At 67.4% G+C, this 15726-nt stretch carries 13 protein-coding genes; 6 read left to right on the plus strand and 7 right to left on the minus strand.

Features of this window, described 5'->3' with window-relative positions; all coding sequences use genetic code 11:
* Nucleotides 1-93: 93 nt before the first annotated feature.
* Genes RS82_RS14195 through RS82_RS14205 form a run of 3 tightly spaced genes read left to right on the plus strand, consistent with a single transcriptional unit; the run spans nt 94 to nt 3746 of the window.
* Nucleotides 94-2058: a DUF2264 domain-containing protein gene (locus tag RS82_RS14195; RefSeq protein ID WP_169748706.1), complete on the plus strand. Its 1965-nt coding sequence runs from the start codon at nt 94-96 to the stop codon at nt 2056-2058.
* Nucleotides 2058-3059, plus strand: a complete 1002-nt coding sequence (locus tag RS82_RS14200) for a hydroxyacid dehydrogenase (RefSeq protein WP_045300497.1) — start codon at nt 2058-2060, stop codon at nt 3057-3059. Before RS82_RS14195 ends, RS82_RS14200 begins: the two co-directional genes overlap by 1 nt.
* A 9-nt stretch (nt 3060-3068) precedes the next feature.
* Nucleotides 3069-3746, plus strand: coding sequence for a ThuA domain-containing protein (locus RS82_RS14205; RefSeq protein WP_052676845.1), 678 nt, complete (start codon nt 3069-3071; stop codon nt 3744-3746).
* 275 nt (nt 3747-4021) lie between these two features.
* Here the strand turns inward: RS82_RS14205 and RS82_RS21385 are convergent, their stop codons facing one another.
* The 4 genes from RS82_RS21385 to RS82_RS14225 all read right to left on the minus strand — a co-directional run bounded on the left by RS82_RS21385 (nt 4022) and on the right by RS82_RS14225 (nt 11211).
* Nucleotides 4022-7498 (minus strand): rhamnogalacturonan lyase family protein, encoded by a 3477-nt coding sequence (locus RS82_RS21385; RefSeq protein WP_157005589.1) that lies wholly within the window; start codon nt 7496-7498, stop codon nt 4022-4024.
* A 164-nt stretch (nt 7499-7662) separates the two neighbouring features.
* On the minus strand, nt 7663-9270 hold the full coding sequence (locus tag RS82_RS14215) for an MDR family MFS transporter (RefSeq protein WP_245619616.1): 1608 nt from the start codon (nt 9268-9270) through the stop codon (nt 7663-7665).
* Nucleotides 9271-9349: 79 nt separating this feature from the next.
* The gene (locus tag RS82_RS14220; RefSeq protein ID WP_045300500.1) at nt 9350-10015 is read right to left on the minus strand and encodes a response regulator transcription factor; all 666 of its coding nucleotides are present in this window, start codon (nt 10013-10015) and stop codon (nt 9350-9352) included.
* Entirely contained in the window at nt 10012-11211 is a 1200-nt protein-coding gene (locus RS82_RS14225) for a sensor histidine kinase (protein ID WP_052676846.1), read from the minus strand. Before RS82_RS14225 ends, RS82_RS14220 begins: the two co-directional genes overlap by 4 nt.
* Before the next feature lie 177 nt (nt 11212-11388).
* On the opposite strand from RS82_RS14225, the gene RS82_RS14230 reads away from it, so the two are divergent.
* The 3 genes from RS82_RS14230 to RS82_RS14240 are packed head-to-tail and all read left to right on the plus strand — an operon-like array spanning nt 11389 to nt 13865.
* Nucleotides 11389-12090, plus strand: coding sequence for an ABC transporter ATP-binding protein (locus RS82_RS14230; protein ID WP_045300501.1), 702 nt, complete (start codon nt 11389-11391; stop codon nt 12088-12090).
* A complete protein-coding gene (locus RS82_RS14235; RefSeq protein WP_045300503.1) occupies nt 12087-13385 on the plus strand; it encodes an ABC transporter permease in 1299 nt (432 codons plus the stop codon). The genes RS82_RS14230 and RS82_RS14235 overlap by 4 nt, the downstream gene beginning before the upstream one ends.
* Nucleotides 13386-13421: 36 nt before the next feature.
* Nucleotides 13422-13865, plus strand: a complete 444-nt coding sequence (locus tag RS82_RS14240) for a hypothetical protein (protein ID WP_045300505.1) — start codon at nt 13422-13424, stop codon at nt 13863-13865.
* Nucleotides 13866-14087: 222 nt separating this feature from the next.
* Here RS82_RS14240 and RS82_RS21685 read toward each other — a convergent pair whose 3' ends face one another.
* Genes RS82_RS21685 through RS82_RS14250 form a run of 3 tightly spaced genes read right to left on the minus strand, consistent with a single transcriptional unit; the run spans nt 14088 to nt 15545 of the window.
* Nucleotides 14088-14783, minus strand: coding sequence for a family 1 glycosylhydrolase (locus RS82_RS21685; RefSeq protein WP_211255940.1), 696 nt, complete (start codon nt 14781-14783; stop codon nt 14088-14090).
* On the minus strand, nt 14737-15306 hold the full coding sequence (locus RS82_RS21690) for a family 1 glycosylhydrolase (protein WP_211255941.1): 570 nt from the start codon (nt 15304-15306) through the stop codon (nt 14737-14739). The genes RS82_RS21685 and RS82_RS21690 overlap by 47 nt, the downstream gene beginning before the upstream one ends.
* Nucleotides 15306-15545, minus strand: a complete 240-nt coding sequence (locus RS82_RS14250) for a hypothetical protein (protein ID WP_045300507.1) — start codon at nt 15543-15545, stop codon at nt 15306-15308. The genes RS82_RS21690 and RS82_RS14250 overlap by 1 nt, the downstream gene beginning before the upstream one ends.
* Nucleotides 15546-15726: the final 181 nt, after the last annotated feature.

Genomic DNA, 15726 nt, shown 5'->3' on the forward strand with positions numbered 1-15726 from the left:
TGATCGAAAATGTGCGATGCGTGAACGAGCACCAGAGCTTAGTGCACGATCGGGATTGTGACGATGACGCACCACTCTGATTTCCCCCCGCCAGTGACCGGCCTCACTGACGTCGACCCGGCGCGGGTCGGCCGCGTTCGGTGGGAGTCCTTCGCCGACGCACTCGTCGCATCCGCATGGAACTACGCCTCACCGTCCGGGGCCTTGCTGGACCTTCCTGGCCCTGTCAGCGCGTCAGGCCGTTGGAGCACGGCGCACGAGGGCTATGCCCGGACGTTCCTCGCGGCCGCATTCCGCGTCCGAGGGGCCGACGGCGTCGACCCCTCACGCTGGATGGAGCGGTACGCGAGCGGTCTGGCCGCCGGAGTAGATCCGTACCATGCCGAAAGGTGGCCGACGATCGCCGAGCGCCGGCAGTCTGTTCCGGAGGCCGCCTCGATCGCGATCGCGCTGAGCGAGACCAAACCCTGGCTGTGGGACCGCCTCGACGAATCGGTACAGGCTCGGACGATCGACTATCTCGCAGGCGTCGTCGGCACGGCCGGGTACACGAACAACTGGACTTGGTTCCAGAACGTGATCGAGGCGTTCCTGGCCGAGGTGGGCGGTCCGTGGAGTCAAGCCGACCTCGACCGCAATGATGAGATTCAGGAGCGGCTCTACGTCCGCGACGGCTGGTACTCGGACGGCGCGAACCCGGTCGGCGCAAAGCAGAACTTCGATTACTACGCGGGTTGGGCTTGGCACGTCTACCCCCTGCTGCACGCGCGCATCCAGCGGCGGGAGCTGTCGGCCACGCACAAGGAGCGCCTCGCCGCGTATGTCGAGCAGGCGGTCGACCTGATCGGAACACGCGGAGCTCCGCTGTTCCAGGGGCGCTCTCTCACCTATCGGTTCGCGATGCTCGCGCCGTTCTGGGCCGCGGCGATCGCCGATGCGGGCCCGTTGCGAAGCGGCGAGACACGGGTCATCGCCGATCGCGTCCTGCAGTACTTCCGCGACGCGGGCGCCGTCGATGAGCGCGGCCTCCTCTCGATCGGGTGGCACCGCGAGTTCCTGCCTATCCGCCAGCTCTATACCGGTGCAGGCTCGACGTACTGGGCCAGCAAGGGTCTGCTCGGTCTGCTGCTGCCGGCCGATCACCCGGAATGGGTCGACTCACCTCCTGCGGACGCACGCGAGCCTGTGAGGCAGCGCGCCCTCGAAGCACCCGGCTGGATCGTTGTGCGAACCGAAGACGGAATCGTGCGCGCCCTGAACCACGGCACCGATGGCGACCGCCACCACCCGGAGGGTGCGCGGGCCGACAAGCCGCTCTATCAGCGCCTTGCGTACTCGAACGTGACGGCGCCCGATCTCTCGCCGAACGGCATCATTGGGCCCCGCGAGAGCCACACGTCGCTGCTCGACGCCGACGGCGTGCCGTCCCATCGCGGCAGGATCGAGCGCCTGCACCTGAGCGAACGTGTCGCGGTGTCGAGATCGCGGGTGCACTGGCTCGATATGCCAGGCTCCGTCCACACACCGGACTCCGATGTCTGGGTGGGGATGCGTCGCGGACCCGTCGTCACGACCGCATCAGTGGTGAACGGGGTCCATGAGCTGCGCCTCGCCTGGTACGAGCCGGTTCCGGTCGTCGCCCATCCGACGAAGATCGACGATGCCGACGCGGCATGGCCGGCCGCCTCCGGCCCCTGGCGAGTCCGCTTCGATGGGTGGGCACTTCCCGTCGACGACCCGCACGAGGCCGAGACATCCGCAGGCAGCGCGGTGCGCGCCGATGGCATCCGAACGAGTGTCATCGGCATTCGCGTAGTCGACAGCAGCGGGGTCCGCCGTGGCGGGATCCCGACTCCGTTCTCGCGCAACTCGCTGACTCCCTGGGCCGAGACCCCCGAGGTCTCCCCCGGTCAGGTTGCCGCTGCACTCGTGATTCTCGGCACCGGTTCACCCGACCGCGACCCGATCGTCTCGCTCGACGTCACACCGGGATCGATCACGGTGAGGTGGGCCGACGGCACGGTTGACGAGGTTGCTGCTGAAGGCGTGGTCCGCTGATGAGCCTTCCTCACGCAATGTTCGCGGCAGGCTCGGCGAGCCTCTTCGACGATCTGTTCGACAAGCATGCCGTCGCCAGACTCCGTAGCTACATCACCCTGGACGATGAGCTGCTCACGGCGGACCTCACCGACATCCCGGCGCGGGCTCGCGACGTCGAACTCCTCATCACGGGCTGGGGTGCACCCCGCTTCGATGCGGAGATGCTGTCGCATTGGCCCAATCTGCGGGCGATCGTACATGCCGCCGGCTCGGTGAAGCGTCTCGTCACCCCCGACCTCTGGGACCGAGGGATCCGTGTCTCCAGCTGTGCGCAGGCGAACGCCTATCCCGTGGCCGAATACACACTCGCGATGATCTTGCTGAGCGTGAAGCGCACGCTGGAGTCGTCGCGAGAGTTCGCGTCGACGCAGAACCTCCTGGCGTCCCTCCCGAGCGGCCGTTTCGGGGCGTTCGGCGTGACCGTCGGCATCATCGGGGCATCCAGGATCGGGCGGCGCGTCATCGAACTGCTCCGTCCTTTCGACATCCGTTGTCTTCTCTACGACCCCTCGCTCACCGACGCGGAGGCACGCGCCCTCGGCGCGCAGCCGGCGACCCTCGCGGAGCTTCTCACGCGTTCGGATGTCGTCACGGTGCACGCACCTTCGCTGCCGGAGACACGGCGGATGATCGGACGTGAGCAACTCGCGCTCATGCGGGACGATGCCGTCCTGATCAACACCGCGCGCGGAGCGCTCGTCGACACGGACGCGCTCGTAGCCGAAGTGGCGTCGGGCCGTCTCCGCGCCGTCCTCGACGTCACTGATCCGGAACCGCTCCCGCCGGGCCACCCGCTGTTCACATTGCCGGGCGTGACTCTCACCCCTCACGTGGCGGGTTCGCTGGGTAACGAGCTGCAGCGTATCGGCTCGTCCGTCGTCGACGAGGTCGAACGCTATGTCACCAGCGACGAGCTCGCCGGCGAGGTGACCTCGCCCGATCTGGCGAAGATCGCCTGAAGTGCCTCTGTGAAAGCCCTCATCGCCAGCGGGAGCGGGCGCTACGGGGATCCCTGGCACCCGTTCCCGCGCAGCAGCGCCCGGCTCGGCTCCATCTTGCACGCCGCGGGGTTTCTGGTATCGATCGATCACGATGTAGACCGCGCGCTCACCCGTCTGGACGGATTCGACCTGCTCGTAGTCAACGCTGGCGATCCTTGGCGGTCCCCCGCAGGCGACGCCGTCGTGGCTACGACGCCGGATACGGCGCCGTTCGCACGCGCACTCGACCGCGGGGTCGGCGTTCTCGCGATGCATTCCGCTGTGTCGTCACTGCGCGACTATCCGGAGTGGGCGCCGGCCGTCGGCGCCATTTGGGTGCCACGAGTTTCGCACCATCCGCCGATCGGGCCCACGTCAGTGCGCGAACTCGCGCAGGACGGTTCGGAGCGAGGCTGTTTCGAGGTGTTCGACGAGCGATACTGCTCGCTGCAACGGATCGGGCGCTCAAGGGTCGTCGCGGACCACGAGGGCATCGCGGGCATGGAGCCGACCGCGTGGGTACGTCGCGCGGGCGCCGCGCGGATCGCCGTGGATGTGCTCGGTCACGATGAGCGCTCGTTCGAGTCCGCCGGACACCGCGACCTGGTGCGACGACTCGCGCTGTGGGCGACGGGGTTCCTCGCCGATGGCGACCTCGCGCGGTGACTTTCGCCGCCCGATCCGATTCCGGACTCGTCGGCACGATGCCGCGGCAGGATGCTGGCGGCTGTCCTCGAGAGTGAGCGGCGCCACCTGATCGGTCGGGGATGTGCTCGCAGCCTTTCTAGCCGCTCGCGAAGTCGGACTTCGCCTCCTGGTTTGAGGCCCTACGACTCTCTGATCCTGCACTGCTCCGACTCGCCACCACGCGCTACCCCTCGTACAACCAAACTGCTGCCCCTCCCGTAGCCGGAAGGGGCAGCAGCAGTGGGGATGTCAGATCAGTTGAGGGTGAACTTGTAGCTCTGGCTGTTTCCTGCCGCATCGAACACGACGAGCTCGTTCGGGCCGCTGACAGCGCCGAAGACGCCCGGCCGGATGCCGTTTACGTCGGACCAGGTGTTGTCGGTCAGATCCTTCACGACGCCGTTCAGCTCGACGCGGTCGATCTTGCCTGCGTCGTACAGCTTGTAGCTGACGACATCGAACGTATCGCCGGTGGCGCGCGTGAAGCTCGACCCTTCCTTGACTGTTGCTGTCGGTGCCTTCGCGTCCACGACGACGTGGAATGCGCCCGTTCGCGATACGTTGCCTGCCCAGTCGTGAGCATTGAACTTGATCGTGTAAGCGCCGTCTGCCAGGCCGACTGTCGCCGAGTGCGTGCCCGAGGAAGCGCCGTTCACGTTGGTCTGCGTGCTCTTGACCAACTGGGTTCCGCGGTAGACGTTCGCGACGATCTTCTCGAGACCACCAGCGTCCGACGCGTCGACCTGAATCTGCAGCTCACGCACCAGACCAGCCGACGGCGCCACCAGCGACACCTCGGGACGCACCGTGTCCGCTGCCGGCTCGGCGCCGGCGTAACGGATGTCGGGGGTCGGCGGCTGTTCCATGTCGTGCCCCAGGAAGTAGTCGACCTGGCCGGACTGGACGTATCCCTTCTGGTTCATTCCACCGCGGTACAGCGGGTTGTGGGCCAGTGTGTAGAGGCGCTGGTCCGTCGGGATGTCGGTGGTGAAGATCACCAGCTCGTCGAACTCGGGCGTGGTCAGGACGATCTCCTCCCGCCAGTCGCCGAAGATGTCACCCACGTGCAGGTAATTCACCGAACCGCCGGAAGCGGTGACCGCGCCATACTCCTCCGTGCGCAGCAGCGTCGGGGTCTCGTCCCAGTTGGTCGGGTTCTCCCAGTCCCACTTCGTGACGCGCGCGTCGCGGTTGTCGGGGGTGGGGTTGGCGTGCCAGATCTCGCGGAGCGGGTCTCCGTCCCACCAGACGTTGTGGCCAGGCCACGGCTGCTTCGCGGTGTCGGCCTCCACGAGCTGGTTGGTCGCGGCGTTCCACAGCCCGATCTGGCTCGCCTCCCAGTTGGGCTCGCCGTCCAGGGTGTAGGTCTCCAGACCGGGGAAGCGCGGGTCGACGTCGGCGACGTTGCCTCGACCGGCATCGCCCTCGCCCATCGGCTTGTTCGAGAAGTGCTTCCAGATCACCTCGCCGGACGACGCGTCGTAGTAGTAGTCGAGGAGGTTCCCTGCGTGGGTCTGCTGGATGCCGTAGCCCTCGAGTCCAGGCCGTGCCGGGTCGATGTCGGTGACGTAATAGCGGTCGCCGTGACGGATGTCCTGCGGGGTGAGGCTGTACCGGAGTGTTCCGTCGCCGTTGAGCGCATACGCGATCTCGAGGATCTCGTCCCGCCCGTCGCCATCGAGGTCGACGATCCGCGAGTTGTGGCCGTCGTGCAGATCCTGGGATCCGCGGTGGAACTGCCACAGTTCGGAGATCTGCTCACCGTCGAAGTTCCAGGCTGCGTGCGCGAGGTTCATCCTCGCCGGCTGGCCCCCGCCGATGCGATTCTTCATGTACGCGACGAGACTCGGCGTTTCGCCGTCGAGGTAGGCGACGCTGAAACGGACGTACAGAGCGCCGTCGGACACGTAATTGTCCGGGAGCGGCGCTGTCGCCCGCAACGTGCCGGTTTCACCATCGAGGATTGCGACGTACTGGTCGAGATCGTCAGATCCCCCGGTGAACACCTGACCGTCGCCGAACGTGACACCGTTCGCGAGCTTGATCGCCACCTCTGACTTGCCGTCGCTGTCGAAGTCGTAGACGGCCACACCATCGTTGTGCCCGACGTCGATTGTGGCCGAGCCGCCCTCCACGTTGTCCTGGTCGATGCTGTTGTAGCCGAAGTCGACAGACCACAGGAAGGTCCCGTCGCTGCGATAGGCCTCGATCTGCTGCTGCTCGTTGTGACGGTCGACGAGGTAGTCATACGCCCCATCGCCGTCGAGGTCACCGGTCCACGTGAACTTGATCGGCCCCTTGTCCTCGCGCAGCGGGATGCGCACGATCGGCTCGATGGCGTGGTCGGCCGACAGCGTGAACGCCTTGCTCGGAGTCTGCTTGTCGCCATCGACCACAGGTCGCACGCGGTATGAGTTCGACTTCGACAGATCGGCCGTCGCGTCCATGAAGCTGGTGCCACCTGTCAGCGGCGCCGGAGTGAGCGTCTTGTAGGGCGCACCACCAGTCGAACGCTCGACGACGAATCCGAGATCGGTGGGGTCGAGGCCGAGCAGGCGCCAGCTGACATGCACATCCGTCTCGTTGGCACGAACCGCGACGACGCCGCGGTCGAGGCGCTCCATCGGACGCACAAGACGCTCCGTGATCTCCGTCGTGAGCGACTCGGAGGCCTCCGACGAGCCGCCTACACCGACAGCGACCACCTGATAGATGTAGGGGATGGTCGTGAAGACGTCGTTGTCCACATACGTCGGCTCGTCGACGCGCGCGATCAGTTCGAACGGAATGTCCGTCTGCGTCGTCCGGTACACGATCCACTCGAGGGCGTCCCCACCACCCCCGTCCCACGCGATGGTGGCAGACTCACGCTCGAGCGCTTCGACGCGCAATCCTGTGGGCGGAGCGGGTGCCTCGGCGTCGGGGTCGACCACGGTCACTTCGACGGGATCGCTGTCCGGGGAAGCGTACTCACCCCGCTGCTGTGTCACGGTGTAGCTATAGGCCTCTCCGCGGATGAGACCGGTGTCGGTGAACGTCGGTTCGGTCGTCGTGCCCGCCTCGACGCGGCTCTGTCCCCCGCCCGTCCGGTACACGGTGTACCCGGTTGCACCGGGCATCGCGTCCCACGCCAGCGTGACAGTCGCTGCCGCCGGGTCGGTATCGGATGCCACGAACCCAGTCGGCGCGTTCGGCAACGCGTAGACATGCAGGCCGTTCAGCCGGCCGACGTTCTGGAGCGCCTTGATCGTCAGCTGTCCGTCCGTCACGGCGATGCTCGCAAACGTGTGCTCACGGATCTCACCGCCGGGCGTACTGGGCCCCGGGTACAGCGTCCCCTCGATCTCCAGGTTTGTGCGGTTCCCGGAGCCGGCTTGGATGTCTCCCATCCAGGCCGTCACGTTGTACAGGCCGTTCGGAACGTCCACCACGAATTCGTATGGTGTCGAGTTCACGAAGTCCCCGCGCATCAGGTCCTCCCCGCCGCGGTCCTTCGCGTCCCTCGGGGCTGTCGTGAAGCCGTATCCGAGTTCGGGCGAGTACGCAACGGTGGGGTCGACCCCGATCCATCCCTCGGGTGACGCGCTGCCCACGGGGCCGAAGTCGAACGACACGTCCGTGACGCTCTCTGCGGCGATCGCGCTCACGCCAGGCAGCAGTGCGACCGCCAGTACGGAGATCGTGGCTGCGGCGACTCCTGCCGAGCGTCGCCTCGCAGTCCGTTGAACCATCGGATCCTCCTCGATCATTGTGGGAAATCGTTTCCCGACTCGATTCGCCACCATGATGGACCGACGATCCCCCCGAACGCACCGAAGCGCACATCCGCGCACATCAGGTCGCGCCCCCGCGATCCGCACTCCTCCAGCTCGCAAGCGGGGCGCCTGCCCCGCCGCTACGCAGACGAGTCGACGTCGGCCATGCCGCTCGCGGCGGACTCCGCGGCATCAGCGCCGCCTTCGGTCCGCGGGGCGGCTTCCCGGTCATCCCTCGAAGCTCGCAACGGCACCTCCCGGATGAAGAGCACCGCGATGAATCCGGCGACGACCATCGGAATCAGGGTCGCGAAGACCGGAGTCAGGGCGTCGTTGTAGGCGCCGATGATCGTCTCCCGGAGCTGATCCGGCAGGTCGCGGACCATCGCCGGCGTGAGCGAGTTCAGATCGCCGGCTTCGCCCCCTCGCGCAGGCATCCGCTCGGCGAGAAGGCTCGTCAGGTTGGCCGTGAACAGTGCGCCGACGATCGCGCCGCCGAGGGAGGCGCCGATCTCACGGAAGAAGTTGTTGGACGCCGTGGCGGTGCCCACCTGGGAGTCGGGGAACGAGTTCTGCACGACGAGCACGAGGATCTGCATGCCGAGGCCCACGCCCAGTCCGAGGACGAACAGATAGCTCATCAGGACCCCGAGCGGCGTATCGACGGCGAGGGTCGACAGCAGCCACAGACCGATGCCAAGCCCGATCATGCTGGCGATCGGCATCCATTTGTACCGTCCCGTCTTCGCCGCGAGCTGTCCGGTGGTGATCGCCCCGACCATGAGACCGGCGATCATCGGGATCAGCATCAGCCCCGACACCGTGGCGTTCACGCCGGTGACCATCTGCAGATAGGTGGGCAGGTAGGCGATCGCGCCGAACATCGCGACACCTATGAAGAGCCCGGCCACCGTGGCGAGCACGAAGTTCCGGGAACGGAAAAGCGCGAGCGGGATGATCGGTTCGACCGCCTTGTGCTCCGCCAGAACGAAGAGCCCGCTGAAGAGGGTCGCGACGACGATCAGCGTGATGATGAGCGGTGAGTCCCACTCATGTTCGGTGCCGCCCCAGGACGCGACCAGGATGATCGCGGAGACCGCGATCGCCATGGTGAGCACGCCCCAGGTGTCGAACCGGATCCTGGTGTCGTGCTTCGGCAGTTTGAGGAAGAACGCGGCGAGCGCAATCGCGACGATGCCGAGAGGGATGTTGATCCAGAACGCCCACCGCCAGTGCGCCGTCTCGGTGAACCACCCGCCCAGCAGCGGTCCGACGACCGCGGACAGGCCGAAGACGGCGCCCATGACCCCCATGTACTTGGAGCGCTCGCGCACCGGGGCGACGTCCGCGATGATCGCCTGCGACAGGATCATCAGCCCGCCCCCACCGACGCCCTGCACGGCGCGGGCGATGATGAGCCACGTCATGTCCGGTGCGAGCCCGCCGACGACCGACCCGATCAGGAAGATCGACAGCGCCCCGATGAACAGGCCCTTGCGGCCGATCAGATCGCCGAGCTTGCCGTAGATCGGCATCATGATCGTCGACGCGACAAGGTACGCCGTGGTCACCCACAGCATGTGGTTCACCCCTCCGAGCTCGCCCACGATGGTCGGCAGCGCGGTGGAGAAGATCGTCTGATCCAACGAACCCAGCAGCATCGCCACCAGCAGCCCGGCGAAGACGGGCAGGATATGGCGGGAACCGGTCCGGCTCGCGGTCGTCGTGTCGGGGCGGTATTCACTCACCCCTCAATCGTCCGAGCCGATCGCCCGTGGCGCGTCCCCCCACTGCGGCATTTTCGCGTACCGCGTCCACAGTACGCGCTCAGGTCCCCGGGGCGAGCAGGCCGGTCTCGTACGCGATGATCACCAGCTGGGCGCGATCGTGGGCGTGCAGTTTCGTCATCACCCGGTTCACGTGCGTCTTCGCCGTGTGCGGGGAGATGACGAGGTCCTCGGCGATGTCTTGGTTGGACCGCCCTCTGGCGACCAGCAGCAGCACCTCCCGTTCCCGATCTGTCAGCTCCGCCAGTTCCGGGATGGTCTCGAGCGCCGGGCGCGCGGGGACGGTGACGTACCGTGTGATCAGGGCGCGCGTCGCCGCCGGGGACAGCAGCGCGTCGCCCGCGTGCACGGCGCGCACGGCGCGCACGATATCCTCAGGTTCGGCGCCCTTGCCGATGAATCCGCTCGCACCGGCGCGCAGCGCGGCCACGAGATACTCGTCTTCCTCGAACGTGGTGAGGATGAGTACGCGGGTATCGGCGAGGGCGGGGTCGGCGCAGATACGGGCGGTCGCCGCGATGCCGTCGAGGGCGGGCATGCGGATGTCCATCACGACGACGTCCGGGCGGAGTCGCCCGGCCTGGTCGACGGCGTCGGCTCCGTCGACGGCACGACCACTGACGGTGATATCGGAGTGGCCGGCGAGGATATCGGTGACGGCCTGCCTGATCAGCGCCTGGTCGTCGGCGACGAGCACGTCGATCATGGGGCTCCTTCCTTCGTCAGCGGCAGGATCGCGGACAGCCTCCACCCGCCGGGTGCGGGGCCGGCGTGCACGGACCCCCTCACGGAGCCGACGCGTTCCCTCAGTCCGATCAGCCCCACCCCGGTACCGGCGCCCCCGCGAGCAGAGCGGGCATGGACCGGATTCGTCACCACCACCCGCAGAGCAGCGGTGCCCACGTCGATCAAGACGTGGGCGCGATGCTCGGCGCCGTGCTTGTGGACATTCGTGAGCGCCTCTTGAATCACCCGATACGCCACGATCCCCACCGCCCCGGTCGCCTGATCGATACCTCCTTCGATGCGCACCTGCACGTCCAAGCCGGTGCTGCGGAACTGATCGAGCAGATCGGGCAGCCGTTCCAGACCGACCTGCGGCGCATCGACGCCGTCGTCCGGGTCATCGGCGCGCAGCATCGCGAGCAGCCCGCCGATCTCCCCCAGCACGGTGCGGGCGGCACCACGGATCGTGCCGAGGGCGGCTGCGGCGCGCTCGGGGTGGCCGGGAAGTGCGGAAGAGGCGACGCCCGCGTTCAGACTGATCACCGCGATCTGGTGCGCGACGGCGTCGTGCAGGTCGCGCGCCAGGCGCAGCCGTTCCTCGGTGACCCTGCGGCGAGCTTCGGCCTCCCTGGTCTGTTCGGCGCGCTCGGCGCGCTCGGTGATCGCCGCGATGTACGCGCGGCGTGAGCGAGCCCCGTCACCGGCGGCGGCGGCGAACGCCACCGCGAAGACGAATTGGAACACCCGTGGATCGAACACGCTGCCCACCGCCGCCGGAATGCTGAACACGAACACGATCACGACGGTGATCGCGCCGATGATGACGGTGCGGCGGCGGGTGGAACGATTCGCGACGCCGAACATCGCGATCGCGACTCCCAGTCCGATCCCGGGTGAGAGCAACCCGATCCACGCCGCGACTCCGTACAGCGCAAGGCAGACGAGCAGCACCGAGACCGGCCACCGCCGGCGGAACGGCAGGAGCGCGGCGGGCGCGACCACCAGCGCGAGCTGTGCCCACCCGTCCGGCCGGAACTCGGGTCCCGGCAGCGGGGCGAATGCGACGGCGACGATCAGGACAGCAGCGATCACATCGCCCACCCATGCCGGAATCACCGGGTGCGGCGGTGCGAGCGTGTCCGGCGTCGGGGCCGGGCTGGTCGGGTCGCGGGTCACCCCACCAGTGTGCCGCGACGAGAGCGGCAGGTCGTCACCCTCGTGCGGGATCCGAAGATACCGCGACCGCGGTACACGAGTGTCTGCGGCCGGGTGACGCATGAACGGCGCGGGGAGCGGATGGTGGAAGTCGACTCATCAACCGACCACGCCACTTGGGCATTCAGGAGCCATCCCATGAGTACCTCGATCATCCGCGCCGACGACGTGCACAAGTCGTACGGCCGCGGCCAGACCCGCTTCGACGCGCTCAAAGGAGTGAGCTTCAGTATCGGTGAGGGCGAGTCGATCGCCATCCTCGGTAAGTCCGGTTCCGGGAAGTCCACGCTGATGCACATCCTCGCCCTCCTCGACGCCCCCACCAACGGGCGCCTGACGCTGGGGGAAATCGACACGCGCTCACTGAAGGGTCGACGGTTGAATCGCACCAGGAACAAGACCTTCGGGTTCGTGTTCCAGCAGTTCTTCCTCGTCCCCAACGCCTCCGTGCTCGACAACGTCACCCTGCCACTGAAGATCGCCGGCGTCGGCGCCCCCGAACGCAAGCGCCGCGGCATCGCCGCGCTCGAGCAGCTCGAGCTCGCCGACAAAGCCAAGAACAAGGCCGTCAACCTCTCCGGTGGGCAGAAGCAGCGCGTCGTGATAGCCCGCGCCCTGGTCAACAACCCGCGGATCATCTTCGCGGACGAGCCGACCGGCAATCTGGACTCCAAGACCGGGGCGATCGTCGAGGACATCCTGTTCGGCCTCAACCGGGAGCACGGCATCACCCTCATCATCGTCACTCACGACGAGGACCTCGCCGCCCGGTGCGACCGACAGCTGCGGATCCGCGATGGCGAGCTTGTCGACGACACCGCCCAGGGGGTGGCCGCGTGAAGACCCCCGATCTGATCGGCTCCGCCGTCACCAACACGTTCCGGTCGAAGACCCGCACGATCCTCACCATCCTGTCCATCTTCATCGGCGCTTTCACCCTCGCGATCACGAGTGGCCTCGGCACCGGGATCAACGCCTACATCGACGACACCGTCTCCGGAGTCGGCGCCTCCGACGCGATGACGGTAACCAAGACCGCCGAGGGCGCGGGCGATCCGCTCGCGACGGATGAACCGCGGGAGTACGATCCGGACGCCGTCTCCACGGGCATTCCCGGGATGACCGTCACCGCCCTCACCCCCGACGACATCGACACCATTCAAGGAATCGAGGGAGTGATCCGCGTCGACCCGCAGCGGAACATCAGCCCGGACTTCGTTCAGTTCGAGGACGGCACGAGGTTCGTCGCCTCGGTCGGCAGCCTCGTGGCCGGCCAGACCACGGTCCTCGCCGACGGCACAGAACCCGACAACGACACCGCCGACTATCAGGTGGCCCTCCCTCAGTCGTACGTGCAGCCGCTGGGGTTCGACACCGACGCCGATGCGATCGGACAGACCGTCACCATCGGGATCACCGACGCCCTGCGCACCCGGCACAGCATCGACGCGACCGTCGTCGGGATCACGGAGGCGGCCCTCGCTTCGCCGACAGGCTCCAGCATTCTGATCAACGCCACGCTCACGGATGCACTCTTCGAGGCTCAGTCCACCGGGATCCCCGCCGAGGAAGCGGACCGGCACTCGTCCGCCAGCGTCTGGTTCGACCCGGATGCGACCGACGCCGAGGTGGAGGCGCTCAAGGAACGACTCGCTGGCGCAGGCTTCACCGGCACGACGATCGCAGATCAGCTGGGCACGATCACCACCGTGATCGACGGAGTCGTCCTCGTCCTCAACGCCTTCGCGATCATCGCGCTCCTCGCCGCCGCGTTCGGGATCGTGAACACGCTCTACATGTCGGTGCAGGAACGCACCCGGGAGATCGGCCTGATGAAGGCGATGGGTATGGGAAGCGGAAGGCTCTTCGGTCTGTTCAGCCTCGAAGCCACGTTCATCGGCTTCCTCGGATCCGCGATAGGCGCAGCGGTCGCGATCGCGGCCGGCACCGGGCTGAGCTCAGTGCTCTCCGGGACGCTGCTCGCCGACCTCCCCGGGCTGACCCTCATCGCGTTCGACCCGGCCTCGGTCGCCGCGATCATCCTGCTTGTCATGGCGATCGCCTTCCTCGCGGGGACGCTCCCGGCCGCCCGGGCGGCGAAGGCGGATCCGGTCGACTCGCTCCGCTACGAGTGATCCCTCACGAAGCCTCGAACAGATCGGACGACATCCATGAAGCACACCGGGACCGCAGCCTTCCTGGTCGCCTCCGTCGTCGGCGCCGTCCCCGTCTTCGGCCTCACCCTGCTCATCTACGCGACCTTCTTCCAGGACCTCCTCGCCGGCTTCAGCGAACTCACGCCCGAAGTCGTGGAGATGATCTCGAGGGACCAGATCAACATCGTCGCGATCGTCATCGCCAACCTGGCGCACGGCATCCTGCTCGCGACCGTCATCACCTGGGGCCGGTTCTACACACCACCGCGGGGCGCAGGCGCCGCAGCCATCGTCGCCTTCCTCACCGAGGCACCGTCGCACTGCGGGCACGCGCCTCACTCGGCTAATGCGCAGCGCCAACCTGGACTCCGTAGCGAGCACGTTACACGGCGCGCTCGGATAACACCCAAGGTCGGCCAACTACACGAGACCCATGTCCGCGCAGACGGTGGGATTTGACCCCAGGGAGGCTCATTCCCCCGCGGCCGCGCGTCTTGCCGTCGTCAGCGCGTCGTAGCGCACTTCGTGGCTGCGGTTCCTGATAACCGGGACGCCCCGCCCGCGTGTTGCTCAGCAAACTTCGGGAATGTCCTCGGCCTGGCGCGGAATCCGCATTGCAGCGACGCTGATCTTCGGTCGGTCGTCATCGCTGTAACTCAGCGGGCCTCAACCTTGGTTCCCCTACGCGCGCCGCACATACTCCGCGTAGACACCGGCGCTCGGCTTGGCCGTGCGCTCGAAGGTTGCGCGTTCGACGGAGAACAGACCCGGCTTGGGGCCGTACCCGAAGATCCACTCGAAGTTGTCCATGAGCGTCCAGTGACAGTAGCCGAGCACGGGCACGCCGGCCGCGCGCTCCGCGGCGAGCGCATCGAGCGCCGCCGGGATGAACGCGGCACGCTGCGTGTCGTCGTCGCTCTGCAGACCGTGCTCCGACACGAGCACGGGAACGCCCGCGGTCTCGAAGGCGTAGCGCACGGCGCCCGCCAGCGAGCCCGGCTCGATGACCGTGCCCATGCCGCTGACCTCGCCCTCGGGGATCACCTCGCCGTCGGGTCCGTGCACGATGCGCTCGTAGTTCTGCACGCCGATGAAGTCGTCGGCGACGGCGAGCCGCAGCCAGTGGTCGTAGGCTGCGGCGCGCTTCGCATCCCGGCGGGCCTCGCCGCCCGGGAGCGCGACCTCGTCGGCGATAGCGATCGACAGCCCCACCGGGAGGTCGGCGCGACGGCTCTTGATCGCGGCCTTCGCGGCGAGGTGCGCGAGCGTCTGCGCCTCCTGGAACTGATCCTGCGCGGCGAAGGGAATGACATTGCCGGCGAAGTAGCGGTCAGAGCCTGCGCGCTGCGTGGCGGCGGCGAGCATCTCGGTCTTCACGCCTTCGAGCAAGTCGGGAAAGCCGTCCGGTCGAGTGGAGGAACTGCTCGAGGTTCGGTTCGTTGAAGGTCACCGCGAGACGATCACCGAAGCGGTCCATCACGCGCGCGCATTGGTCGGCGTAGAGGTCCGCGGCGTCATCGGCCAGCCACGATCCTGCCGCCAAGAACCAGCGCGGTGCGACGAAGTGGTTGAACGTCACCAGCAGCGCGAGGCCGCGGGCGAGGCATCCGTCGACGAGGCGCTCGTAGTGGTCGAGCGCGTCCGACGAGACCTCGCCACGAGCCGGCTCGATGCGCGACCACTCCACCGAGAAGCGGTATGCCGAAAGACCGAGACCCACGACGATGTCGAGGTCCTCCTCCCAGCGCTGGTAGTTGCGGCACGCGGGACCGCTGCGCTCGCGGAACAACGACGGCGTCGTGTTCTCGAGGAACCAGACGTCGCTGTCGACGTTGTCGCCTTCGACCTGGTGACCGGCGGTGGCTACGCCCCAGAGGAATTCGGAATCGGTGATGGACATCAGCGGGCTCCCTTCACGAGCAGGATGACGAAGCCGCCGACGATCGCCGAGAGTGCACCGGCGAGGAAGAGGGCGGCGAAGTGCTGGTCGGCAGCGGATGCGGCGCCGATCGCGAGCAGCGCGGACGCGACGGCGGCGACGATCGAGACGGGGAGGTTGTCGGCGATCTTGAGGATGCCGAGATCCTTGGCGGGATTGTCGGGGTCGGGCAGCACCTGCGTCGCGAGCGCGAGCTCCACGGCGAAGTAGACGTCGTGTCCTCCGTGCCGATGCGCTATCGCGCCTGACGCGTTACGTCCGCTGCGCGGCACCCGGACCACGCCGACGGTGACCGAGCGCCTACGTGGGCCCCACCGCGACCTCTCGCGTTCCCCGAGGTCGACTCCGATGTCGGCCCTCGAACGTTGCTAGTCAAGTCAG

Source organism: Microbacterium trichothecenolyticum, from assembly GCF_000956465.1.
Classification (GTDB): Bacteria; Actinomycetota; Actinomycetes; order Actinomycetales; family Microbacteriaceae; genus Microbacterium; species Microbacterium trichothecenolyticum.